This window comes from Cupriavidus sp. BIC8F (genome assembly GCF_032465815.1).
Taxonomy (GTDB): Bacteria; Pseudomonadota; Gammaproteobacteria; order Burkholderiales; family Burkholderiaceae; genus Cupriavidus; species Cupriavidus necator.
Window position 1 is genome coordinate 2,645,583 of sequence record NZ_CP136094.1, and the last position, 26,339, is coordinate 2,671,921.

General features: G+C 70.5%; 14 protein-coding genes. 13 read left to right on the forward strand and 1 reads right to left on the reverse strand.

What is annotated here, in order from left to right:
* Positions 1-20 precede the first annotated feature (20 nt).
* Positions 21-938 (forward strand): DUF2950 domain-containing protein, encoded by a 918-nt coding sequence (locus tag RS901_RS12405; protein WP_316149051.1) that lies wholly within the window; start codon positions 21-23, stop codon positions 936-938.
* A complete protein-coding gene (locus RS901_RS12410; RefSeq protein WP_018315177.1) occupies positions 935-1,303 on the forward strand; it encodes a hypothetical protein in 369 nt (122 codons plus the stop codon). The genes RS901_RS12405 and RS901_RS12410 overlap by 4 nt, the downstream gene beginning before the upstream one ends.
* Positions 1,304-1,334: 31 nt before the next feature.
* On the opposite strand, the gene RS901_RS12415 is transcribed toward RS901_RS12410, so the two are convergent.
* Complete coding sequence (locus RS901_RS12415) at positions 1,335-1,688, reverse strand: hypothetical protein (protein WP_316149052.1); 354 nt, start codon at positions 1,686-1,688, stop codon at positions 1,335-1,337.
* Between the two features lie 327 nt (positions 1,689-2,015).
* On the opposite strand from RS901_RS12415, the gene RS901_RS12420 reads away from it, so the two are divergent.
* The 11 genes from RS901_RS12420 (at position 2,016) to RS901_RS12470 (ending at position 26,205) form a co-directional block, all read left to right on the forward strand.
* A complete protein-coding gene (locus RS901_RS12420; protein ID WP_316149053.1) occupies positions 2,016-3,665 on the forward strand; it encodes a ShlB/FhaC/HecB family hemolysin secretion/activation protein in 1,650 nt (549 codons plus the stop codon).
* Between the two features lie 67 nt (positions 3,666-3,732).
* The gene (locus RS901_RS12425; RefSeq protein WP_316149054.1) at positions 3,733-5,493 is read left to right on the forward strand and encodes a DUF2341 domain-containing protein; all 1,761 of its coding nucleotides are present in this window, start codon (positions 3,733-3,735) and stop codon (positions 5,491-5,493) included.
* Between the two features lie 15 nt (positions 5,494-5,508).
* The gene (locus tag RS901_RS12430) at positions 5,509-5,919 is read left to right on the forward strand and encodes a biopolymer transporter ExbD (protein WP_316149055.1); all 411 of its coding nucleotides are present in this window, start codon (positions 5,509-5,511) and stop codon (positions 5,917-5,919) included.
* A gap of 11 nt (positions 5,920-5,930) precedes the next feature.
* The gene (locus RS901_RS12435) at positions 5,931-6,635 is read left to right on the forward strand and encodes a TonB family protein (protein ID WP_316149056.1); all 705 of its coding nucleotides are present in this window, start codon (positions 5,931-5,933) and stop codon (positions 6,633-6,635) included.
* Between the two features lie 70 nt (positions 6,636-6,705).
* Positions 6,706-8,490 carry a putative porin gene (locus RS901_RS12440; protein ID WP_316149057.1) on the forward strand — a complete coding sequence of 595 codons (1,785 nt, stop codon included), beginning with the start codon at positions 6,706-6,708 and terminating at the stop codon, positions 8,488-8,490.
* Positions 8,491-8,500: 10 nt separating this feature from the next.
* Positions 8,501-9,244, forward strand: a complete 744-nt coding sequence (locus tag RS901_RS12445) for a hypothetical protein (RefSeq protein ID WP_316149058.1) — start codon at positions 8,501-8,503, stop codon at positions 9,242-9,244.
* Positions 9,245-9,304: 60 nt separating this feature from the next.
* Positions 9,305-10,087 (forward strand): YbjN domain-containing protein, encoded by a 783-nt coding sequence (locus tag RS901_RS12450; protein ID WP_316149059.1) that lies wholly within the window; start codon positions 9,305-9,307, stop codon positions 10,085-10,087.
* Complete coding sequence (locus RS901_RS12455) at positions 10,048-10,743, forward strand: secretin and TonB N-terminal domain-containing protein (protein WP_316149060.1); 696 nt, start codon at positions 10,048-10,050, stop codon at positions 10,741-10,743. The genes RS901_RS12450 and RS901_RS12455 overlap by 40 nt, the downstream gene beginning before the upstream one ends.
* Positions 10,740-11,255, forward strand: coding sequence for an RNA polymerase sigma factor (locus RS901_RS12460; protein ID WP_316149061.1), 516 nt, complete (start codon positions 10,740-10,742; stop codon positions 11,253-11,255). Before RS901_RS12455 ends, RS901_RS12460 begins: the two co-directional genes overlap by 4 nt.
* An 87-nt stretch (positions 11,256-11,342) precedes the next feature.
* Positions 11,343-12,350 carry a FecR family protein gene (locus RS901_RS12465; protein WP_316149062.1) on the forward strand — a complete coding sequence of 336 codons (1,008 nt, stop codon included), beginning with the start codon at positions 11,343-11,345 and terminating at the stop codon, positions 12,348-12,350.
* 190 nt (positions 12,351-12,540) lie between these two features.
* Positions 12,541-26,205 (forward strand): filamentous haemagglutinin family protein, encoded by a 13,665-nt coding sequence (locus RS901_RS12470; protein WP_316149063.1) that lies wholly within the window; start codon positions 12,541-12,543, stop codon positions 26,203-26,205.
* The last annotated feature ends 134 nt before the right edge of the window (positions 26,206-26,339 follow it).

Sequence of the window (26,339 nt, forward strand, 5' to 3'; positions counted from 1 at the left end):
CGGACCAGGGAGCCTCGATCATGACGTCACCACTAAGCCTTGCCCGATCCCTGCCTGGCCGCCTGGCCTGCGCGCTGGCGCTTGCGCTCGCGCTGACCGTTGCCGGCATGCATGCCGCGCACGCGCAGAAGTCCTTCAAAACCCCCGAGGCTGCCATGAACGCCTTTGGCGAGGCGGTCGCCACCAGCGACGACGATGCCATGAAGGTGCTGCTGGGCGCCAGGATCCACGACCTGATCCCGCCAGTCGGCGCCGACATCCGATACCGCTTTCTCGAGGCCTGGCGGATCTCGCATGCGGTCCAGCCAGAGGGCGACAGCCATGCCCGCATCGCCGTAGGCAATGACGGCTGGACCCTGCCAGTGCCGCTGGTGAAGACATCGAAGGGCTGGCAGTTCGATACGCGTGCCGGGGTCGACGAGACGCGCATACGCCGCATCGGCCGCAATGAACTCGCCGTGATCCAGACCATGCTCGCGGTCTATGACGCCCAGCGCGAATACGCCCGGACCGATCATGACGGCGACGGCCTGCTGGCCTACGCAGGCAAGCTTGCGAGTACGCCGGGCAAGCAGGACGGGCTGTACTGGCCGACATCGGAGGGCAAGCCGCCCAGCCCGCTCGGGGTTGCGTTCCTCACGGCCGGCCGGCACAACCCGGGGCAGGGCGGCTACTACGGCTATCACTTCAAGCTGCTGACCGCGCAGGGGCCCAACGCACCCGGCGGCGCGTACAACTATGTCGTCAATGGCAAGCTGTTCGGCGGCTTCGCCGTGCTGGCCTGGCCGGTGCGGTATGGCGATACCGGCGTGAAGAGCTTCATGGTCAGCCACGATGGCCAGGTCTATGAGCGCGACCTGGGGCCGGACAGCGCCGGCAAGGCCGCGGCGACCAAGACCTTCGATCCCGGCCCTGGCTGGAGCAAGGTGACACCATGAAGCATGGGCTCGGGCTCCTGGCGGGTGTTGCCGTGTTCGCCGCAGTGCCGGTGCTGACGGCATGCTATCCCTACCCTTACCCTGCCGAGGTGGTCCCGACCACCTACCCGGGGCTGCAGCCCAGCCGCTACGACCGCGCCTTTGCCGCGGCCGCCGGCGCCATGCGCGACCAGGGCGTGGCGATCAGCACGGAGGATGCCGTTGCCGGCACGGTGGAGGGAACCCGCAACAACCTGCCGGTGAGGGCCAGCGTGCGCCGCCAGGCCGACGGCACGGTGCGGGTGCAGTTCGACGGCACCGACCCGTCGGATCCCCGCCTGCTGGAGCGCATCTCGCGCAGCTACGACGCGCGCATGGGCCGCTGAGCCGCGCTGCGCCACCCTTGCCGCCAACCACTCAAGGCTGCGCACGCGGAATGACCGGCGCCCCCGGCGCGGGACTGGCCGGGCGCTGCGGATACACCGACGTGCCAAAGGTGTTGCCCATGCGATGGCTGGTGGCCGCCTCGTTATAAAGGCCGAGCTGGTTCGAGGGCCGCTGCGCGATCGCCTCGGCCGCCAGTCCGCTGTCAGGCCGTGCCGGCCTGTCTGCGTTGGCAGGTTGCAGCTTCCGCGTCAGGCACGGGAACGAAGGCGCGCGCTCGCCGTTGACCTCGACTTCGACGCAGGGCGCGGGTCCCGCAGCGGCGGCGGGTGCCATGTCGACCAGTCCAAGCGCCGCAACGGCGCATAGCGTCAGCCAGGTCCGCATCCGATACCCCCTTCGTTGACCGCCAGGCAGGGCGCTGGCGAAGCCGCTGCAGTATAGCCAGCATGCTGCGCTCGCGGGCACCATCCTCGCGCAGGGATTTGCCGTTGACGCGCTGTCCCCGCGCCTCCCTCTTTCTTCTTCGATGAATCTTTTGTGACAAACGACAGGCGGCGCCAGTGCCGTCCGTCTAGGCACCGTGCGCAATGCTGACATGAGGGCTCGCCATCATGTCCTGCGATCGGATGCGCGCCTGCCGTGCCCTTGGTCAGGGCGTTGCGGCAGGGGCGCGGCGGCAATCGATTCGAACAAGAAGCTTGAGTCAATCCAATGCATGACGTGAAGAAGAGCGGCCCGCCTTCGTGCTGGCGGGCGGTGTGGCTGGCAGTGATTGGACTGGGAACCCTGGGAACGGCGGCGGCGCAGCAGGCGGCAGCGGAGCAGGCCGCGGCGGCTGCGCCGGCAAGCGCGCAGGCCGCCGAGGCCGAGCGGCGCGTCAATGTGAACGAGTACATCGTGCGCGGCAATACGGTGCTGGATGTCCGTTCGATCGAGCGGGCGGTCACGCCGTTCCTGGGCCCGGCCCGCACCATGAAGGATATCGAGGGCGCCCGCGACGCCTTGCTGGCGGTCTACCAGGCCAAGGGCTATCAATCGGTCTACGTCGACTTGCCGGAACAGCAGGTCACCGACGGCGTCGTGATCCTGCAGGTCAGCGAGACCCGCGTGGGCCGCGTGCGCGTGGTCGGTGCCGAGTACAACTCGCCGCTGGAGGTGCGCGAGCAGGTGCCGGCGCTGGCTGAAGGCGTTGTGCCCGACTTCACGCAGGCGCAGACGGAGCTGACCGCATTGAACCGCAGTGCCAAGCGCCAGGTGGTGCCGCTGGTGCGGCAGGGCGCGATGCCGGGCACCATGGACGTCGACCTGAAGGTCGACGACAGCAGTCCGTGGCGCGCCAGCGTTGGCCTGAACAACGACTACAGCGCGGATACGAAGGAGCTGCGCGCGTTTGCCTCGCTGGGCCACGACAACCTCTGGCAGCTGGGCCACAGCGCGTCCGTGAGCTTCTTCGGCGCGCCGCAGGACCTGAACCAGACCCAGGTGTGGTCCGGCTCCTATGTGGCGCCGATCCGCGGCAGCAACTGGAGCGTGGAGGCGTCGGGCTATCTGTCTGACAGCAACGTGGCCACGGTGAACGGCACCAGCGTGCTGGGCAAGGGCCACGCCGTCGGTCTGCGCGGCACCTATACCGTGCCGGACACCGGGGCATGGTGGCATACGCTGAGCCTGGGCGTGGACTTCAAGGACAACGAAGAGGTCACGCGCCTGGGCAATGCCGGCGACACCGTGCCGCTCAAGTACGCGCCGATCACGCTTGCCTATGCGGGCTTCACCCAGACTGAGCGCGGCCAGCTGGGCATCAACGCAGCGCTGGTCGCGGGCACGCGCAGCTTCCTTGGCTACGGCAGCAACTGGGAACAGTTCGACTACAAGCGCTACAAGGCCTCGCCCAGCTTCCTGCTGCTCAAGGGCGATACCAGCGGCACCTACAACTTCAAGGGCAATGCGCAGCTCGCCTGGCGCCTGGCCGCGCAGATCACCGATTCGCCGCTGGTGTCCAGCGAGCAGATCGCGGCCGGCGGCATGAATTCCGTGCGCGGCTACCTGTCGGCGGAAAGCACCGGGGACTACGGCGTGGTGGGCTCGGTGGAGCTGCGCACGCCGCCGCTGGACTTCTTCGGCGGCGCGGTGGAGGACTGGCGCGTCTATGCCTTCGTCGACGCCGGCCAGGTGCGCCTGCGCGAGCCGCTGCCCGAGCAGGACAGCCGCTTCTCGCTGGCCTCGGTGGGCCTGGGCACGAGCTTCCGGCTGGCGCGGCGCGTCAGCGGCCGGCTCGACCTGGGCTACCCGCTCAAGGACGGACAGCGCACTGAACGACACGACCCGCGCCTGAATTTCAGCGTGACCGCGAGCTATTGACGACCACCGCCGCGCGCCACGCCTCACCACCTTGCATTCCGATACAAGCCAACGGAGAACCATTGTCATGCGACGTTCCCTTCTGCTGCTGCTCGCGCTGGCGAGCCTGCTCCTGCCGGGCCTGGCCCAGGCCTGGTGGCAGCCCGACTGGGCTTACCGCAAGCCCGTCACCATCGATGCCGGCCCGCAGGGCGGCGCCATCGGCGGCGATGCCGGCCGCACCCCGGTGCTGCTGCGCCTGCATACCGGCAACTTCAGCTTCGAGGGCGTGAGCGAGACCGGCGCCGACCTGCGCTTTGTCGCCGGCGACGACAAGACCGTGCTGAACCACCAGATCGAGCAGTTCGATCCGCTGCTGGGCATCGCGCTGGTATGGGTGGATGTGCCCGCGGTCTCGGCGGGCGCCAAGCAACAGCTGTGGATGTACTACGGCAATCCCAAGGCGCCTGCATCCGGCAACGGCCAGCGCAGCTTCGATCCGGACTTCACGCTGGTCTACCACTTTGCCGAAGGCAATGCGCCGGCGCGCGACACCACGGCCTATGGCAACCACAGCCAGACCGCCGTGACGTCGCTGGACGGCACCGTGATCGGCAAGGGCGCGCAGCTTGGCGCCGCCGCGCTGGCGCTGCCGGCGTCGCCTTCGCTGGCGCTGCAGGCGGGCGCGCCGTTCGCGCTCTCCGCATGGGTGCGGCCTGACCAGCTGGGTCCGCAGCAACTGGTCTATGCCCGCCGCGACAGCGCCGGTGAATTGCTGGTCGGCATCGATCAGGGCGTCCCCTTCGTGCAGGTCAATGGCCGGCGCAGCAATCCGGGCCAGCCGGTGCAGGCCGGGCAGTGGTCGCACCTGGCAGTCAACGCCGACGGCAAGACCGTGACCCTGTTCGTGGCCGGCCGCGCCGCGTCCTCGCTGGAGGCGGCGCTGCCTGCCATGAACACCCCCGCCTTCATCGGCGCGGACAGCGCGGGGCAGGGTGCCTTCACCGGCGCCATCGATGAAGTGCGGGTGTCGAAGGTGGCGCGCCCGGCCGCGCTGCTGCTGGCCGACGCCGTCTCGCAGGGCGCCGATTCGCGCCTGGTGGTATTCGGTCCGGACGAGCAGCAGGCGGGCAAGAGCCACTTCGGCTATATCCTCGCCGCCATGCCGCTGGACGCCTGGATCGTAGTGGGCGTGCTGGGCATCATGATGGCGCTGTCGTGGGCCATCATGATCGGCAAGGGCCGCAACTTCGGCGCGGTCTCGCGCGCCAATGCGGCCTTCATGGAGCATTTCCGCGAGGCCTCCGGGGTGTCGCTGGACCACCTGGCCAAGACCAACCGGGTGCCGGCCGAGGTCCGCGAGCATTCGTCGCTGTGGCGCCTGTATGAAGTCGCCGTGGACGAGCTGCACCGCCGGCACCAGCTCGGCTACGACCTGAACGCGGTCACCGACGCCACCATCAGCGCCATCCGCGCGTCCATGGACGGCGTGATGGTGCGCGAGAACGAGCGCATGGCCAGCCGCATGAACTGGCTGTCCACCACCATCGAAGGCGCGCCCTATGTGGGCCTGTTCGGCACCGTGATTGGCATCATGCTGGTGTTCGTGGTGGCGGCCATGGCCGGCGCGGTGGACATCAACTCAGTCGCGCCGGGCATGGCGGCGGCGCTCCTGTGTACCGCCGCGGGCCTGGGCGTCGCGATTCCGGCGCTGTTCGGCTACAACTGGCTGGCCTCGCGCTCGGACGCCATCGGCGCCGACATGGCCGTGTTCGTGGACGAGTTCGCCACGCGGCTGGCTGAAGAGCAGGGCGAGGGCCGGCGCGCCCCGGTCCTGCAGCGCGCCTGAGCGGGGCCGGCAATCATGGCAAACGCAACCAGGTTCGGCGTCAGGAAGCGCACGGGCGGCATCAATATCACGCCCTTTGTCGACGTGCTGCTGGTGGTGCTGGTGATCTTCATCCTCACCAGCAACGCCAGCATCCCCGGCATCAAGGTAGACCTGCCCAAGGCCAGCGCCTCGGTCGCGCTGGAAAAGCCCAAGACCAAGGCCATCACCATCGATAACGCGGGGCAGGTGTTCCTGGACGCTTACCCGGTCACGCTGGCCGAGCTGGAGGAGCGCCTGCGCACCGAGAAGGCGCTGTCGCCCGATTTCCCGGTGATCGTGCGCGGCGATGCCTCGGTGCAGTACGCCAAGGTGGTGGAGGTGCTCGACCTGCTGCGGCGGATCGAGCTGAACCAGATCGGTCTGGTGACCGGCAAGCCGGCATAAGGAGCGGAGCCGTGAACCATCGCGAACCCATGCCCGTGCCCGCGCAGCGCGCCGCCGCGCTGTGGCGGCGCTGGGGCGGGCTCCTGAGCGGCGCGCTGGTGTTCGCCGCGCTGGCCTCGCTGATCTGGTACCTGCTGTCGGATACGGCAGCCACCCGGCGCGAGGCACCCGCCACGCCCACGCTGGTGCTGCCGCCTCCTCCGCCGCCGCCGCCCGAGCCGGAGAAGCTGCCCGAGCCCGAGCCGGTCAAGCCCGAAGTGGTCGAGCCCGAGCCCAAGCCCGCGGAGCCCGCTGAAGCGCCGCAGGACGACAGCCCGCCCAGCCCCTCGCAGGACCTGGGCGACCCGGTCACCATCGACGGCGCCGCCGAGGCCGGCACCGATGCCTTTGGCATCCGCGCCGGTGGTGGTGGCGGCATGACGGGCGGTGGCGGCGGGCTGGGCAGCCGCTCTTATTCGGCCTATGTCTCGAGTGCCTTGCAGCAAGCCTTTGTGCGTGACCAGCGCACCCGCCAGCTGGCCTTCGACGACATCCGCATCGAGCTCTGGCTGGACGCGGAGGGCCGCGTCACCCGGGTCGAACTGGCGGGCAGCTCGGGCAATGCCACGACCGACCAGGCGGTGCTTGCCATGGTGCGGGATTTCCGTGCCGACGAGCGGCCACCGGCATCGCTGCGGTTCCCGATGCGCATGTCGATCAAGGGCCGGCGGCCATGAATGTCCTGAAGGCCTGGCCATGCGCCGGCCCGACGTTTCTCTTCATCCCAACAGATTTCCGAACGAACCGATGAACCACTTTGTCCATCCCCATCGCCACGCGGGCCGCGCCAGCGTGCTGGCCGCCGCCGTGGCAGCCGTGCTGCTCGGCGCCGCGGGTGCCAGCCATGCGCAAGCCGCGGCGCCGGCCGAGAGCGCCATGGTCAAGCTGATCCGCGGCCTGATCCAGAGCGGCGCGCTCGACAAGAACACCGGCGAGGCCCTGCTGGCCCAGGCCCAGACTGAAGCCATGGCTGCGCAGCAGGCGCAGCGCGTGGCGGCGGCGCCCGCCGCGGGCGCTGCCGCTGGTGCCGCCACCGGTGCCGCCACTGCAGGTGCCGCGCGCGCCGCTGCGGGCGACGTGCGTGTGCCCTATATCCCCGAGACCGTGCGCGACCAGATCCGCGACGAGGTCAAGGGCGAGGTCATGGCCCAGGCCAAGGCCGAAGGCTGGGCCGCGCCCAACGAGACGCCGGAGTGGACCAAGCGCATCCATATCGAAGGCGATGTGCGCGTGCGCAACGAATCGCGCTTCTACTCGGGCAACAACAGCGACATCCAGATCGACTGGGCCGCCATCAACGACGGCAGCGGCTTCGATGTCAACCCGAACACCAACCTGACGCTGCCGCCGCTGCTCAATACCCGCCAGAACCGCACCAACCAGTGGCGCGCGCGCGCCCGCCTGGGCGTGCTGGCCGACATCTCGGACAGCGTCAAGGCCGGCGTGCGCATCGCCACCGGCAACGATGACAGCCCGGTCTCGACCAACCAGACGCTGGGCGGCGGGCTGGCCAAGAAGGATGTGTGGCTGGACCAGGGCTGGCTGTCGTACCGGCCCGCGGAGTGGGTGAACCTGACCGGCGGCCGTTTCGGCAATCCCTTTGTCTCCAGCGACACGCTGTTCTCGAACGACCTGAACTTCGACGGGATCGCGGCGCAGTTCGACAAGGCGATTCCCGACAAGGATGTGTCGCTGTTCGGCACGCTTGGCTTCATCCCGCTGGAGTACTCGGCCGACAGCACGCCCAAGCACAGCCAGGAGAAGATGAAGAGCGAGAACAAGTGGCTGCTCGGCGCACAGTTCGGCGCCAGCTGGAAGGTGAACACCGACAACCGCCTGCGCGGCGCGCTGGCCTACTACGATTTCCGCAACGTCAGCGGCAAGGTTTCCGAGCCCTGTGCGCTGTACGCCGGCGCCGACGGCTGCAGTACCGACTGGACCCGGCCGGCCTTCATGCAGAAGGGCAACACCCTGATGCTGTTGCGCAATATCGCGCTCAACCCGCTCGATCCGGCCAACACCCCGCAGCCGCAGTACGTGGGCCTGGCCTCGGAGTTCCAGCTGATCGACCTGAACCTGCGCTGGGATACCAAGGTTGCCGGCTACGGCCTGCGCCTGGACGCCAACTACATCCGCAACCTGGCCTACAACGAAGACGACATGTGGACGCGCGCCAACGGCGGCATCGTCAACAACTTCGGCGGCAGCGGCGGCACCACGCGCGCGGACTTCCGCAGCGGCGGCAACGCCTATATGTTCCAGGCCACCTTCGGCAAGCCCAGCCCGGCGGCACGCGGCGACTGGAACGTGCTGGCCGGCTACAAGCGCATCGAGCCCGATGCGATGCCCGACGGCTACAACGATCCGACCTTCCACCAGGGCGGCACCAATGCCCGTGGCTATTACCTGGGCGGCTCCTATGCCTTCGACAAGAATGCCTGGGTGACCGGCCGCTGGATCTCGACCAAGGAAGTCTTCGGCCCGCCGCTGTCGATCGATACCCTGCAGGTCGAAGTCAATGCGCGCTTCTAAGGAGGATGCCGTGTCCACAACGCTCCTTTGCCGCATGAAGGCCGTGGCGCTGCTGCTGGCGCTGGCGGCGGGCGCCGCCCATGCCCAGCAGGGCCAGAGCATGGAAGAGCGCCTGCGCAACCAGCTGCGCATCACCACCACGCAGCTGCAGCAGGCGCAGAACGAGCTGGCGGCGCTGAAGGCGGGCCAGTCCCCCCGCGGCGGCGCGGGCGGCGGCGATGCCGGGACGCTCAGGAAAGAGCTCGACGCCGCGCGCGCCCAGCTTGCCGCCGAGCGCGACGCGCGCGACAAGCTGGCCGGCAGCGCCCGCCAGGCCCAGCAGCACAGCCAGGCCGTGGCGGAGAAGGCCGGCAGCCAGATCGCGCAGTACCGCGGCGCCTACGACGAGCTGCTGCGCATGGCGCGCGGGCTGGAAGCCGAACGCCAGCGCCTGGCGGCCGAGGCCACGGCGCGGCAGACCGTACTGTCGCGTTGCGAGGCGGCCAACGCCCAGCTCTACGCGGCCGGCCAGGACATCCTGCGTGCCTACGAAACCGTGGACCTGGGCACCGTGCTGGCCGCGCGCCAGCCGTTCGCGGCCCAGAGCCGCGTGCGCTACGAGCAGATCGCGCAGGAGTACGGCGACAAGCTCTACCAGGGCCGTTTCGACGCGCGCAGCACCGGCGAGGCCGCAGCGCCGCAGGCGGATGCCGCGCCGGCGAAGGCCGCGGCCGAGCCCAAGGGCGAAGCCGGCACCGCCGTGCCGCGCCTGTGACATGAATCGCGGCAAGACGCCTTGCCTTGCCGTACCACGTTTTGCTTTCAAGGAATTGCCATGACCGAATCCGTTTCCGTTGCCGCCGAAGCCACCGCGCCGGCGCTGCTTGCCGCCGTCAATGCCGAGCAGGTGGCCCAGGCCATCCGTGCGGCCGGCTGCGCCGTCAACATCATCGAAGAGGAGGGCGTTGCGCGCCTGCATAGCGCCAGCCACGGCATCGGCTTCCAGGTGCTGTGGGGCAACCGGCTGGCGACCGGCCAGTACCTGGACTTCACGCTGAGCTGCCCGCTGCGGGTCGAGGGTGGCACCTTGCCCGATGCGCTGCTGGCCGAATGGCATCGCAGCCGGCGCTTTGCCCGCGTTGCCGCGCACTGCGATTTCATCGTGCTGGAGATGGACGTGATGGTGACCGGCGGCGTCAGCGCGGAATACCTGTCGGTATCGCTGCAGCTGTGGACGCAGATGATGGGCCAGTTCTTCCTGCACCTGCGCAACTACCGGCCGGAAGCGCCGGAAGGGGCCGACGGGCTGCAGCCCGCCGCCCCGCCACCGCCGTCGCCGAGGCCTGACCGCTGCAGCGGCCAGGCAGGCGCACGGCTTCGAGGGCGGCGCGAAGGAAAAGGTGTTCCGGGGGCGCGCTGTCCTCCTTTTTGCCTTGTAATCCCAACGTCATACGGGGTCTTTACGATCCCAGTCGATGATCGCGCCGGCCACGCCGCCGGCCGCATCGAAGGATCCGGGCGGACACAATGCCTGCGCCGGACCGGCACGCACCCCTATGAACAGGTCATCCGATCTCCATGGCATGTCTGGCTGCCTCCACCGGTGCGCGCGCACTGACAGGGTGCGCCGCGGCCATCGCGCTGGCAACGAGCCTGGCGTGGCCAGGCGTGGGCAGGGCCGCCGCGGAGATGGCCTTTGACCTGCCAGCCCAACCGTTGAAGGCGGCGCTTTCGCGTTACGACGCGCAGACCAATATGTCTGTCTTCTATCCCTCCGAGCTGGCCGAAGGCCGCACCTCGCATGCCGTGCATGGCACGCTGACGCCGGAACAGGCGCTGCACCGCCTGCTGCAGGGCACGGGGCTTGCCGCCCGGGCCGCCGCCGGTGACGCGTTCGTGCTGGTGCCGTCCGGCGAGGAACCGGCGTCGTCCGATGCGCAGGGCGAGCCGTCCGCGCGTCAGCCTTACCATGGCCTGGTGCAGGCGCATGTCCGTCAGGCGCTATGCGCGCGCCCTTCGCTGGCGCTGGGCACCTACCGGCTGGCGCTTGCCGTGCACATCGATGGCGCGGGCCGCGTGCGGCGCGCGCGCCTGCTCGACACCACCGGCGACCGCGGCCGCGATGCCGCGATCGTGCAGGCCGTGCGGCAGGTCGACATCGGCCGCGCGCCGGCCGAGCCGGAAAAACCGTTCGTGCTGCTGGTGCGGCCGGTGCAATGCGAGCAGGGCCAGGGCTGCGCCTCGCCATGCGAAGCGCAGCGGGACAGCCGATGAGCGAGAGCATCCGTTCCAGCCTGCGCGAGCTGCTCACCCAGCGTTACGAAGACCTCAAGCGGCGCCTGACCTGGCGCCTGGGCTCGGCGGAGCTGGCCAGCGACGCGCTGCACGACACCTGGGTCCATCTGGAAGACCGCAATGACGCCAACGGCCCGGTCGCGAGTCCCGCGGCCTACCTGATGCGCATGGCCACCAACCTGGCCCTGGACCGGCTGCAGCGCGACCGCCGCTACATGAGTGCGGACGAGCTCGAGTCCCTGATGACGGAGATCGTCGATCCCGCGCCTGGGCCGGCGCAGACCGTGGCCGCACGCGGCGAGGTCGCGGCGCTGGCAAGCCTGATCGAAAGGATGCCGCCGCGGCGGCGTGCGATCTTCCTGGCGGTGCGCGTCGAGGAGCTGTCGAACCAGGAGGCGGCGGTGCGCTTCGGGGTGTCGGCGCGGCTGATCGGGCTGGAGCTCAAGCGTGCCCACGAATACTGCGTGGCCCACATGGAAAAGCATGACTGAAGAAACCGTGCCGATCCGTGGCGCCAGAACCGTCTTGTATGCAGGCGATACAGGACGGGGAGCTTGCGCAACGCCATGACATCCACCATGAATCCTCCGCTACAACAGCCACGCGGCCTGAGCCGGGTCGAGCGCGAAGCATTGCGCTGGGCGCGCCAGATCGCGACAGGAGAGATGACGCACGCCGATGGCGATGCGCTGCGGCGCTGGTGCCGCGCCGATCCCGCGCATGCAGCGGCCTTTGCCTCTGCGCAGCGCCGCTGGGAGCAGCTTGCGGCGGCCGGCCGGCTGGTGCTGGAGCGCGACCCGGACGCGGCACGCGCCGATGCCAGGCCGGCACCGGCACCGGCACGCAGGGCCACGCCGGTGCGCTGGCAGCGCCGCGCCTTTCTCGGCGGGGCGCTTGGCGCCGCGGCGGCGACCACCGCCGCGCTGATCCACCCGCCGCTTGGGCTGTGGCCGTCGGCGCGCGAACTGCGCGCCGACTACCGTACCGTGGCCGGCGAGCAGCGCCGGCTGGCGCTGGCCGGCGATGTCACCGTCGAACTCAATACGCGCACCAGCATTGCCGTGCGCCAGCAGGGCCGCGTGCCCGGCATCGACCTGATCGCGGGCGAGACCGCCATCGACATGGCCGAGGCGCGCCATCCGTTTGCCGTGCTGGCGGGCGCGGGGCGAACCATCGCCACGCGCGCGCGCTTCGAGGTGCGCCACACCACCGCGGGGGTTTGCGTGACCTGCCTGCAGGGGCTGGTGCGAGTGGCACATCCAGCCGGCATGGCCACGCTGTCGGCGCGGCAGCAGGTGGCCTACGACGAGCGCGCGCTGGCGCGCGTGGTCAGCGTCGACGATGCGCGCATGCCAGCCTGGCGCGAGGGCTACCTGCGCTTTGCCGACACCCCGCTGCGCGATGTGGTCGATGAACTCAACCGCTACCGCAGTGGCAAGCTGGTGCTGATGAATGAGCAACTGGCCGCCAGGCCGGTGACGGGCCGCTTCCAGATCCGCGCGCTCGACAAGGCCATCGCGCAGATCCAGCAGTCATTTGGCCTGAGCGCGCGCCACCTGCCCGGTGGCGTGGTGCTGCTTTCCTGAACGGGTGATGCCCCGGCGGCGCTGTCACGAAATCTTCAAGGAAAAGCTTGCCGATTCGGGCGCGCCAAAAAGTCTAGATCCCAGGAGCACCGGCGGCAGGCGCCGCCGGTGGCAATGACGACAGGACCGGGCCGCATCGTTCCGAAGCGTGCACTGGTCCGCCAACTTGCTTGACGGGATTGAGGGCACCATGCAGATGCGCGTTGACGACAGGACCATGCTTTCGCGGCACAAGGCCAGGTTCAGGCTGGCTGTACCGGAGGCGAGGCCGCTGGCCCGGGCCGTGGCCTTGCTGGTGGCGGCGGGAGGCATGCTGGCCAATGCGCATGCCGCCCAACCGTTCAGCCGCGCCTGGATGGCGCAGAAGAACATGATGCAGGACAGCGCGGCCGCCACCGGCCGCCTGCCCAACGGCACCCCCGCGGCGGCGCTGACCAGCCCGCAGGCGCAGCAGCAGCGCGCCAATGAACAGCTGCAGCGCTCGATCCAGAACCTGGGCCAGGCCGCGCAGGGCATTGCCGCCATGCAGGCCGCGCAGGAAGCGGCGCGGCAGGCTGCGGCGCGGGAGCCTTCGGTGCCCGATGGCCTGGCCGAAGGCGGCCTCAAGGTCGACACCAACAGCCTCACCGCCGGCTGGATCAACGCGAACAAGCCAAGCCCGGCGGTGGTGGACGGCAAGACCCACGTCACCATCGAGCAGACCGGCGAGCGCGCCATCCTGAACTGGGAGACCTTCAACGTGGGCCGCAATACCACGGTGGAGTTCCAGCAGCGGCCCGACTGGGCCGTGCTCAACCGCGTCAACGATCCGCAGGCGCGGCCCAGCAAGATCCAGGGGCAGATCAAGGCTGACGGCACGGTGATGATCGTCAACCGCAACGGCATCGTCTTCACCGGCACCAGCCAGGTCAACACCCGCAACCTGGTCGCGGCCGCCGCCGGCATGACCAACGCCCAGTTCGACAAGGGCCTCTACAGCGAGGCCAAGGGCAACGGCCATGTGCCGACGCTGGCCAACGACCTGGCGGTGTCGACCACCTCGGTGACCCATGGCAATGCCACGGCCGACGTGGTGGTGGAGGCGGGCGCGCGCATCGAGACGCGCAAGCCGCAGACCGTCACCGAAGGCGGCGGCTACGTGCTGCTGGCCGGCCGCGAGGCGCACAACCGCGGCACCATCGTGACCCCGGCCGGGCAGACCGTGCTGGCCGCGGGCGACAGCTTCGTCATCCGGCGCGGGCTGGGGACAGACAGCAACCAGAATTCAAGCACGCGCGGCAACGAGGTGGACGTGCTGCGGCTGCCCGGCAGCGAGGCCGGGCGCGTCAGCAACAGCGGCCTGATCCAGGCCGCCACCGGCGACATCACGCTCAAGGGCCATGTCGTCGAGCAAAAGGGCGTGCTGCTGTCCAGCACCTCGGTCAACACGCGCGGCACGCTGCACCTGCGCGCCGAAGGCGATGCGAAGAGCCAGGTGGTGCTGGCGCCGGGCAGTGTCAGCGCCATCCTGCTCGATGACAGCAACGGCACCGCGCTCGACGTGCAGCGCGACGCGCTGCTGCGCGAGTCCGCCAGCTTCAGCGAAGGCGGCTATAACCGGCGCGACCAGTCGCTGGTGCAGATTGCCTCGGCCGGCGACGTGCTGTTCGAGGCCGACTCGCTGGCGCTGGCCACCGGCGGCCAGATCAGCGTGGCGGCCGCGCGCCGCACGCGCCTGGCCGACCGCGCCATCCTCGACGTGGCTGGCGCGGTGGGCGTCAATGTGGCGATGGAATCGAACAACGTTGAGATCAACGTCCAGGGTAACGAGCAGCGCGACGCGCCCGACAACCGCGATTCCAAGACCCTCAACAACAACACCATGTGGGTGGATCGCCGCTATCTGGTGCGCGTGCCGGCGGGCACCAACGGCTACACCACCGACCGCTGGTACACCGGCGGCGGCCTGCTGGAGGTGAGCGGCTACCTGAGCACCAGTGGCCACGGCATCGGCGAATGGGCGGCGCTGGGCGGAACCGTGCGGTTCGATGGCGGCGAACTGGTGACGCAGGCTGGTTCGGCCATCAATATCTCGGGCGGCTCGCTCAACGTGCAGACCGGCACGCTCCGCCAGAGCTGGCTGCGCGGCGCCGACGGGCAACTCTACAACCTGGCCACGGCGCCGGCGGACATCCGCTACCTGGGCCTGTACCGCGGCTACGAGAACGAGCACAAGCGCTGGGGCAAGAGCGCCACCGAACAGTTCTACAACCCGCTGATCGCGCCGCAGGAGCGGCTGGAGAACGGCTATACGGTGGGCCGGGACGCCGGGCGCGTGCTGGTCGGCACCGGCACGGCGGTGCTGGAGGGCGATATCCAGGCCAGGGTGTACCAGGGACCGCGCCAGGGCGAAGCGCGCGACGCCGGCCTCGATGGCTACCGGCAAGCGCAGGTGGCCGCGCCGCTGGCCGGGGAGCTGGTGCTGGGCAAGCTGGTGCCGGTGTTCGACACTGGCACCGGCATGCTGCGCGAGAGCCCGTCGGCGGTGGCGCGACAGGTCGATATCGGCGCGGTGCAGCGCATCGCGCAGGGGCTGGCGGCTGACGATGCCTTGCCTGAAGACCTGGTTGGCAACGTCCGCCTGGATGCCGGCTGGCTGAACGGGCTGGGGCTGGGCGCGTTCAGGGTCTTCGCCGGCAAGGGCATTGCGGTCGATGTGCCGCTGTCGGTGGCGCCGGGCGGCACGCTGGCACTGCACGCGCCCCAGGTCGAGGTGAAGGCCGGCCTGGCCGCGCGCGGCGGCACCATTGCGCTGGGCGATATCGTCAGCAGGCTGGGGCCGAGCAGCACGCTCAACTGGCTCGACATGCCCATTGCCGCCACGACGGCCGGGCAGGCAGTGGTGAAGGTGGCGCCGGGGGTCATGCTGGATGCGCGCGGACTGTGGACCAACCTCAGGCAGGACGCGGGTGATATCGGCGGGCTGCCCTACGTCAACGGCGGCACCATCGAGCTCAGCAGTTCGGGCGATGTCCTGCTTGGCAGCGGCAGCGTGCTGGACGTGTCCTCGGGCGCGGCGCTGATGGCCAACGGCTCGCTGCAAGGCGGGCGCGGCGGCAATATCGCGCTGCGCTCGAACCAGTATGACATTGACGGCAACGGCTCAGGCACCCTGCGCATGGACGGCGAGCTGCGCGGCTACGGCGTGCGCGGCGGCGGCACGCTGACCATCGATTCGGGCCTGGGCGTGGCCATCGGCGGCGGCCTGCTGGCCGAGGCCGGGCGGCTGAAGGCGGGCGAGTCGGTGCCGGTGCACCTGACGCTGGAGCAAGCCTTCACCATTGCGGCAGGCACGGTGCTGCCGGTCGACTATACCTATGCGTCCGATGTTGCCGCGCCGGGCGAGATGGCGCCGGGGACGATCCAGATCACGGCCGAGCGCACGCTCAAGCTGGGGGCGGACTGGGTGGTGCCGCAGGGCGTCAACTGGAACCCGTTCGTGGTCTATGACGAGTCGGGACGCTGGTATTCATCGGGCATGACGGTGCCCGCGGGCACGGTGCTGACGCGCACGCAGAGCGATATGGCGCCGGGCTATGTCGTGCCCGCGGCCGTGTTCCCCGGCGGCATGCCGGTGGCCGAATTCAGCACCACCATCAAGGCCGGCACGCCGTTCGGCAAGGACCGCGAGCTGGCCGCGGGGGACCGCCTGCCGGCCGGCGTGGTGCTGTCCGCCGATGTCGCGGTCAAGCCGCTGCTGGTGCTGGACGGCAACCTGTTCCAGACCGGCTTCGGCCGCTACGAGGTGACCGGCCAGCAAGGCGCGCAGGTCGCGGCCGGCGCCACCATCGACGTGAACATGCCGGTGCTGCGCCACGACCAGGCCAGCGCCCACGCGGTGCCCACCGGGGCCGCGCCGGAGCAGGCGCTGTGGCGCGAGCTGCCGCCGCTCTGGGAGGAAGATGCCGGGAACGCCGTGCTGACGCAGCGGCGTGGCGCCGACCTGGTGCTGACCGGCGGCAACGTGTACGGCCAGGCCCCCGTGGTGGTTGGGCGGGGCGCCACCGTGACGGTGGACCCGGGCCGCGCGCTGACCCTGCGCGGCAATGGCCAGATCACCATTGACGGCACGCTCAATGCCTGGGGCGGCAAGATCGCCGTGCTGCAGACCGCGCTTGGTGCCACCCCCGACACCGCGGCGCCGAGCGGCCAGCCCGACACCAAGTCGATCTGGATCGGCAGCGGCGCCGTGCTCGATGTGGCGGGCCGCGCCGTCACCGCGCGCGACACGCAAGGCCGCACTTACGGCGTGGTTGCCGATGGCGGCATCATCGAAATCGGCGCGCGCCACGTCGAAGGCGCGCGCGAGGTCGATGCCACCGATGCCTTTGTGATCGTGCGCCCGGGCGCGCGGCTCGACGCGTCCGGCGCCATGGCGGTGCTGGACGTGCCCGGCATGGGCGCGACCCGGGTTGCCGGCGACGGCGGCGTGATCGCGGCCAGCTCGATGCGCGGGCTGTACGTGGAAGGCGATGTGCGCGCGGCCGCGGGCGGGCAGGGCGCCGCCGGCGGCACGCTGGCGCTGAACCTGGAAACGCCGGTCTATCTGAACGTGGACCGCAACACCCTGAAGGGCGCGGCGGCCGATGACGAGGTGCGCGTGCCGCGCGAGCTGGTGCTGGCGCAAGTGCAGGGCGACAGCAGACTCGCCGCCGAGCTGCGGCCCGGCATGCGCGACGGTGCCCTGCGCTATGGCAGCGCCCGCATCGGCGTGGACCGCATCCAGGCCGGCGGCTTCGACAACCTTGCGCTGCTGGCCAACGGCCTGATCAGCTTCGAGGGCGATGTGAACCTGGCGATGGGCCAGAGCCTGCGCCTGACCGCCAGCGCGATCGGCCTGGCGGACCAGGCCGCGCCCGCCACGCGCGTCAGCCTGGCGGCGCCCTATATGCGGCTGGCCGGCGATACGCGCAAGCAGGCGGACAACACCATCATGCCCAATCCGGTGCGCGGCTCGAAGAATGCGGGCGCGGCCGCCGGCACGCTGGGCGTGCCGCTGGTGGCCGAGGGCTCCAGCTTGCTCGCGGATGCGCAGTTTCTCGACCTGGTGGGCGAGGTCGGCATCGGCGCGCGCGGCGAGATCATCCGCAACGCCGGCGACCCGCTCAAGGTGGAGCGCGGCGCGTTCGACCGGATGACGCTGCGCAGCGCCTCGGATATCCGCCTGTCCGACGCCGCGGTGCTGTACCAGCCCGGCAACCTGACGCTCGCCGCTTCGCAGATCTACCCGGCCATGCACGACAGCGGCAAGGTCGTGGCCGGCCTGCGCAACATCATCGATCAATGGGGCAATCCGGCGCGCGGCTTCGACCCCGCCCGCAGCCTGACCATCGAGCGCGTGGGCGAGGCGCTGCCCGCCATGCCGTATTCGGTGTTCGGCAGCCTGATCCTCGCCGGCCCCACTGTCAACCAGGGCGGCGTGCTGCGGGCCCCGCTGGGCACCGTCTCGGTGGGATCCAAGCTGCATGGCGAGGAAACCGGCCAGGTCAACCTGCTGCCGGGCAGCGTGACCTCGGTCAGCGCCAACGGGCTGGTGATGCCATACGGCGGCTCGCTCGACGGCCTGAGCTATATGCACAACGGCACGGATGCGGGGTTCGACCGCGTGGGCGCGGGGCCAGCCATCGTGCTGTCGGGCCACGCCATCGACGTACAGAAGGATGCGCTGCTCGACCTGCGCGGCGGCGGCGAGCTCAAGGGTGCTGCCTTCCTGGCAGGCCGGGGCGGCTCCACCGACGCGCGCCTGCATCCGCTGGCGCAGGTGTCGCTGAAGGGCGGCTTCACGCTGCCGGGGCTGGCCACCAACCCGGTCTATGCCATCGTGCCGGGCGTACAGGCACGCTATGCGCCGATCGTTGCGGAGAAGGGCGCCAGCGATCCGGCCATCGGCCGGCAGATCACCATCGGCGCGGGCGTGCCGGGCCTGCCCGCCGGCACCTATACCCTGCTGCCTTCGACCTTCGCCCTGTTGCCGGGCGCGTTCCGCGTCGAGCTCAACGGCATCGGCAGCAAGGCCGTGCCGCAAGGCCAGGCGCTGGCCATGCGCAATGGCTCGTATGCCGCCGGCGTGCAGCTCGGCACGGTCAATACCGGCATCCGCGACGCCCTGCCGACACAGGCGCTGGTGACGTCCGCCGATGTGCTGCGCCGGTATTCGCAGTACAACGAGATGAGCTACGCCGAATTCGGCCTGGCCCGGGCCGAGCGTGACGGCGTGCCGCGCAGCATGCTGGAGCGCGACGCCAAGACGCTCACGCTGGACTTCACTCCCGACACCTCGAAGGGCAAGCTCGGCGATGCGCCGCCGCTGCGCTTCGCCGGCTCGACCGACTACAGCACGCCGCAGGGCGGCCACGGCGGCAGCGCGCTGGTCCTGAGCGACAGCGGCAACTACGAGATCCTGGCCGCGGGCGCCGCGCCCACTCCGGTGGCCGGCACCGGCCTGATGAGCCTGATTTCCCTGCGCGCGGACGACCTCAACGCCATCGGCGCGAACCGCCTGGGCATCGGCGGCCTGCCCGCAGTGGCCGTCAGCGCCACCGGCAGCACCCAGCGCGACAACGTTGCGGTTTTCTCCAGCAACAGCAGGAACATCATGCTGCGCGAAGGCGCGGTGCTCAGGGCGGGCGAGGTGTTCCTGGTCACCAGCAACAAGCACGGTGGCATCGTCATCGAGCAGGGCGCGGGCATCAATACGCTGGGCCGGGGCAAGGCGGCCTGGGATTCGACCCATGGCTACGTGTACGAGCCCGGGCCGGTTTCGGTGCTGGCCGTATCCAACGGCTGGCTGGACGTGCTGGCGCCCGCGGCCTCCAACGATCCGGACCGTGGCCCGGGCCGCATCGACATCGGCGCCTGCAAGCCCGGGGCCGTGTGCAGCGGTACCACGCAGTTGTACTCCGAAGGCACCATCGCCGCCGTCACCGACCAGACCTTCGACTTGCGCGACACGGCGCGCTATGGCACGCGTAATCTATCGCTGGCGGTTGGCGGCATCAATGTCGGCAGCGAGGCATCGCTGGCCGCGGTGGCGGCGCGCAATGCCCTCGCGCCCGGGCTCACGCTCAACCAGGGCGTGCTGGACCGGCTGCTGCGCGGCGACGCCAGCACGGGCGCGCCGGCGCTGGAAAACCTGGTGCTGACCGCGCGCGATGCCGTCAATTTCTACGATTCGATCGAGCTGTCCACCATCGATCCGGCCACCGGCAAGTCCTCGCTGGAGCGGCTGGTGCTGACCTCGCCGGCCATCTATGGCCTGGGCGGTGCGGATGCGCAGGCGCGCATCCGCACCGACGTGCTGGTCTGGAACGGCACCAATACCGCGCCGGGCCAGGTCGCAGCCGGCGGCGCCGGCACGGGCAGCGGGCGTCTTGCCATCGACGCGCGCCGGATCGAATTCGGCTACGGTCCGGGCTCGCGGCCCGATACCGTCCATGACATGGACCGGCTGGTGCTGGGCTTCGGCCAGGTGGAGCTCAATGCCAGCGACCGCATCACGGCCAACCAGAAGGGCTCGCTCTCGGTCTACCAGGCGCGCGGCGCATGGGATGCGGCAACCAATGGCTACCAGTACAGCGGCGGCAACCTGCACATCAACACGCCGCTCCTGACCGGCCAGGCTGGCTCGGTCAACAAGATCCGCGCGGGTGGGGATATCCGCGTCGCCGCGCCGGCCGGCGCGGCCGTGGCGCCGCTGTCCAGCCAGGAGCTGGCGGCTGCGCTGGGCGCCGAAGTGGCGCTCGACGGGCGCAGCGTGGCGCTGGACACCGCGGTGGCGCTGCCCAGCGGCAAGCTCACGCTGTCGGCTACGGGCGACGTGGTGCTCGGCGAGCGCGCGCAGCTCGACCTGGCCGGACGCAGGATCGATTTCTTCGATGTCAGCAAGTACAGCTGGGGCGGCGACGTGGTGCTGGAAAGCCGGGCCGGCGATATCCGCCAGGCGGCGGGCTCGCGCATCGACCTGTCCGCCCAGGAGAACCGCGCCGGCAAGCTCACCGCCGTGGCGGTGGGCAGCGGCGCCGGCACGGTGGACCTGCAAGGCGCCATCGCGGGCGCCAGCACGGGCCACTACGATGCCGGCGGCACGCTGGTGCCGTTCGCGGCCGGCGGCGCCGATATCCGCGGCCAGCATATCGCCGACTTCGCCGGGCTCAACCAGCGCCTGAACGAGGGCAAGGTGCACGGCAGCCGCGGCTTCCAGCTCAAGCAGGGCGACCTGACGGTGGGCGACGAGCTGAAGGCGCGCGAGATCAGCGTCTCGGTGGACGGCGGCCGCCTGGTGGTAAACGGCACGGTCGACGCCAGCGGCGAGCAGGCCGGCAGCATCCGCCTGGCCGCGCGCAACGGCGTCACCATCGGTGGCGCGGCGCTGCTCGACGCGCACGGCCGCGTGCTGCGCGTGGACAGCTACGGCAAGCTGATCGAGGCGCCCAACCGCGCCGTGATCGACATCAACGCCGGCAACGGGCGGCTGCTGCTGGCAGACGGCGCGCGCATGGATGTGCGTGCCGGCACCGACGGCGCGGCGCAGTCGCTGGGCACGGTGGAGCTGAGCGCGCGCCGCCTCGGCGGCGCCACCGGCAACGATATCGACATCGATGCGGCCGGCACGGTGCGGATCGACGGCGCGCGCGCCGTCACGGTCAACGCTTTCCATACCTACAACGATGCGCCGCTGGTCACCGGCGGCACCGCCGACGGACGCGGCTACCAGTCCGTCACCCAGGCCTACCTGAACGAGAAGCACGACGACAGCGTCGGTTTCATGGCCCACGCGCTGGCCAACGGCGACCTGATGGGCCGCAGGCTGGCCGGCCTGCGCCGCTACGCCGACGCCTTCCATCTGCGCCCCGGGGTCGAGATCGTCAGCGCCACGCCGGACGGCGACCTGCACCTTGACGGCGATATCGACCTGTCGGGCTTTCGCTACGCCAGCGTCAATCCGCATACGCAGCAGAGCGCCGTGCGCGGCTCGGGCGAGGCGGGCGCACTGGTGCTGCGCGCCGGCGGCGACCTCAAGATCTTCGGCAGCGTGTCGGACGGCTTCGACGGCGCGGCGCTGCCGGTCACGCCGGACGACCAGGGCTGGATGCTGCTCAAGGGCCGCGTGCCCTGGGGTGGCGACTTGGTGGTGCCGGTCGACGGCACCGTCACGCTTGCCGACGGCACCTTCTTCAACCCCGGCCGCGCGCTCAACTACGCCTTGCCGATGCAGGCCATGAGCCTGCGCGCCGGCACCGAGCTGGCCACGCGCGCCACGCTCACGGCGGACCTTCTGCTGCCGGCCGGCACGGTGCTGGGCGGCGCCATCCGCGACGCGGCGGGCAATGTGATCCATGCCGCCGGCACGGTATTGTCCGCGGTGCTGACGCTCACGAACGGCATGCAGCTCGACGCGGGCAACCGCCTGCCGGGCGCGGCCAGGGTGGCCGCGATGACCTGGCCGGCCGGTGTGCCGCTGCCCTTCCCCGACGGCGCCGTGAATGATATGGGCGGCTGGAATCCCGTCAACGGCGTGGTGCTGGCGGGCGACCTGCCGCTGCGCAAGGGCGCGATGATCCCCAGCGAAACCGTGGTGAAGCTGCCGGGCGATGCCCAGAGCGTGCTGCTGCGCCCCGCCGATGCCAGCGGCAACCAGGGCCGCACCTGGGCGCTGGCGCCGATGCTGGCCGAGGGCTCGCAATCGTGGTCGATGCGGCTGGTGGGCGGCGCCGACACGGGGGCGGCAGATACGCGCGCGCTGCTGCCGCGCAGCACGCGCGGGCAGATCCTGCTGGCCGATACGCACTACGGCCCCGGGCCGGAACGGGTCCTCAGGCCGGGCACCGGCTTGCCGGGCCAGTACGTCTGGGGGCCGGACGCCGAACCCTTTTTTGGCGAGCCCGCGGGCACGCCGATCAACCTCGACGACTGGGGCGGCGAGGCGGCGGTGGCCGACTTCAACAACGCGGGGCTGGGGGTGATGGTGGTCAAGGTGGCCGACGGCACGCCGCCCGAATACGACGATAAGATGACGCCCACGCGCCAGCAGCTGTTCAGCGTGCTGCGCACCGGTACCGGCGACCTGGACCTGCTCGCCGCCGGCGACTTCACCATGACTTCGCCGTTTGGCGTCTATACCGCCGGCACCCAGGCCGCGGGCGTCGGTCCCGCCTACAACCAGCGCCGCGCGGTCGGCTACGGCGGCACGCTGCTGGGCGAAAAGGGCGGCTTCCTCGAACCCTTTATCAACGGCGGCAGCCAGAGCCTCTACCGGGCCTGGTATCCCGAGCATGGCGGCAACGTGCTGGTGCGCGCCCAGGGGGACGTGCGCGGCGACGTGATCGGCACCAAGCCCGGTTCGCAACGCATGGACGATGCGCTGGGCGTGATGCGCGGCAACTTCGACAACTCCGCCGTGGGCGGATGGCTGTGGCGCCAGGGTACTGGCAGCGCTGCGGCGGCGGGCGAGGGCGTGCCCACGGCGTGGTGGATCAACTTCGGCAGCTATGTGGAGGCGATTCCGGACACCAGTGCGCTGCATGGCACCGCGCCGTTCCTGGTGGGCTTCACCGGCATCGGCACGCTCGGCGGCGGCAATCTCGTGCTGGAAGCCGGCGGCAATGCCGGCATGCTGGAGTCGCGCATGGGCAATGGCGCCGGCTTCCTGTCGCGCAGCCAGGGCCTGAACCTGGCCGTGGCCAGCACCGGCCGCGTTTCGGCCGATGGCAGCCAGCTGACGCTGACCGGCGGCGGCGACCTGGACATCCGCATCGGCGGCGGCCTGAACCCGGTGGCGGAAGTCCGTGCCCAGCCCAATTCCAGTGGCGAAATCACGCCCGAGACCCGCTTCCAGAGCCCGCGGCTGGACCTGAACAGCACCTTTGTCAACCTGCGCGGGGCGATGCGCCTCGAAGCCGGCGCGGTGGGCGGCATCGAGTTGCGCTACGACCGTGCCGATCCGATGGAGTCGCGCGCCTACCAGCCCTATGTCTCGACCTCGGCGATCGCGGGCGGCGGGCCGGTGCTGGTGCCGGGCGACGCCGGCGTGCGCATCGACGCGCGCGGCGACCTGGCGCTCGGCGGCGTGGGCGATCCCGGCCGCGTGGCCCAGTTCCACAACGGCACGCCTTTCACGCTCAACGGCACCGCCCACGATGGCCAGGGCTGGAGTTGGTTCTCGCTGTGGACGCCGGCCACCGCCATCGATCTGTTCAGCGCGGGCGGCAACCTGACGCCATCGATGGCCTGGATGGACCCGCGCCGGCGCAGCAACCACAGCGCCACCGACGGGCGCTTCGTGATGCCGGCTATCCTGCGCGCGGCGGCGCCCAGCGGCAGTCTCTACTACGGCAACGCGAGTTCGGGCCAGTTGAACAACGGCAGTCCGGACCTGTCTCCGGTCGGGCTGGTGCTGGCGCCGTCGCCGGTAAGCCCGCACTTCGCCGTGCAGGGCACCGGTGCGCTCGAACTGCTGGCCGGCGATTCCATCTATGCCGCCGGCTATGCGGTGACGCAGTCCGGCGCCGACCCCACCGCGTTGCCCAGCCCGTTCAACCCGGCCTTTGTCGGCGTCGTGGGCAAGGCCTGGTTCGGGGCGCACAATGTCGGCAACCTCGACCCGCAGGCGCTGGCGCCCAGCCTGATGTTCAACAAGGCGCTGGAGAGCGGGCAACTCTACCCGCTGTTCAGCCTCACACCGCCGACGGCATCCGGCTATGCGCGCGTCGGGCAGCCGCCCGCGCGCTTCTATGCGAAGGATGGCGATATCGTCGGGCTGCGCACCGGCACCATCGTCTACCGCGGCAACCTGAATGGCGCGCCGGGCAACGACGAGACCTGGTACGAGGGGGGCGGCCCGGTGGCGATCCGCGCCGGGCGCGATATCGTCAATGCCGGCACGCCCCTGGGCAGCTTCGAGCTGGCGCCGGAAGAGGCGCTGGGCTGGTTCGGCATGTTCTACAGCGGCGAGCCCGACGCGCCGCTGCGGCCCACCCGGATCTCGGCCGGCAGCGCGCGCGGCAACCTGATCGTGCACAACAACGGGGACGATATCTCGATGGTCTCGGCGGGCCGCGATATCCGCGGCGGCAGCTTCTACGTGGCCGGCCCCGGCCTGCTGGAAGTGAGCGCCGGGCGCGATCTCTACCTGGCTGACAAGGGCGAGCTCAAGAGCCTCGGCGCGGTGGCCAATGTGAGGCCGGGCGACCGTTCCAGCGGCGCCGGCATCGCGGTGGCTGCCGGGGTGGGCGCCAGGGGGCTCGACGGTCTCGGCTTCCAGGCCTTCGCCGCGCGCTACCTGGATCCGGCCAACCAGGCCGACGCCGGCCGCCCGCTGGCCGGGCAGCCGGGCAAGGCGGTGACCATCTACGGCGGCAAGCTGACACTGGCCGACTGGCTGCGCGCAGAATTCGGCTACCGCGGCGACGAAGCGGGCGCGCCCGCCTTCCTGGCCGGCAAGCAGGCCGAGCTGGACCAGGCGCGCCAGCAGGCGCAGGCCGCCGGCACCAGTGCGGCCAACCGCGACCTGCAGCGCGAATACGGCCTGGCCGGCCAGCTGCACCTGGTCAACTGGCTCACCGGCCGCTTCGGCGGCAGCAATGGCCTGGGACTGCATTTCGACGCGGCCACCATGGATGCGCGGCAGTTCTTCGCCGCGCTGCCGCCCGAGCAGCAGCGCGCCTACCTGCGCAATGTGTACTACGCCGAGCTCAAGGCATCGGGCCGCGAGTACAACGACGCCGACGGTGCGCGCGCCGGCAGCTACCTGCGCGGCCGCGAGGCCATCGCCACGCTGTTCCCGGAGCAGGACCGGCAAGGCGCCAGGCTGGACTACCAGGGCGACCTGACCATGTTCAGCAGCGCGCGGTACTACCTGAGCGGCATCAACAACATCGATGGCATTTACTCCACCCGTCCCAAGGCGGGCGTTAAATACCTGACCAAGGCCGAGTGGGTGGCCGCGGGCAGACCGAGCTATGAGGTGCCCTTCTACGATGTGCTCGATGCCGGCATCCACACCAACTTCGGCGGCGACATCAGCGTGCTGACGCCGGGCGGGCGCACCCTGGTCGGCGTGGATGGCGGCTTCGTGCCGGGCGAGGGCTCGGGGATGCTGACCCAGGGCGCGGGCGAGGTGCAGATGTACGCGAAGGACAGCATCCTGCTGGGCCAGAGCCGCATCTTCACCACCTTCGGCGGCAATATCCTGGGCTGGTCTGCGCAGGGCGACATCAACGCCGGGCGCGGCTCCAAGTCCACCGTGGTCTACACGCCGCAGCGCCGCGTGTACGACGAGATGGGCCTGGTCACGCTGTCGCCGACCACGCCGAACACCGGCGCGGGCATCGCCACGCTCAACCCGATCGCCGAGGTCCCGCCCGGCGACATCGACCTGATCGCCCCGCTGGGCACCATCGACGCGGGCGAGGCCGGCATCCGGGTATCGGGCAACGTCAACCTGGCCGCGCTGCGGGTGGTCAATGCCGAGAACATCCAGGTGCAGGGCAAGTCGACCGGCATCCCGGTGGTGGCGGCGGTCAACGTCGGCGCCCTGACCAATGCCAGCGCCGCCGCGTCGCAGGCAGCCAGCGCCGCGCAGGACGCGGTGCAGCGCGACCGGGCCGCGGCGCGCCAGGCACTGCCGTCGGTGTTCACGGTGCGGGTGCTGGGCACCGGCACCGAGCCGGCCGAAGGCACGCCGCGCCCCCGCGAAGGCGCGAGCGCAACGCCGGCCAGCTACGATCCGAAGGGGCCGGTGCAGGTATTGGGGCAGATGGCGTTGAGCGAGGCGCAGTTGAGCCAGCTGACGCCGACCGAGCGCAGCAACCTGCGCTGATGGCACCCTGACGATCGAGGGAGCGCTTTGGGGAGGCTTGCCTGGGCTCGGCACGAGCCAGGGCAAGCCTCCTCGTTTTTTATCCGCTCATGGGCCATTGTCGGCCGGCCCAGGTGCCGGCGACAAAGGCCTGG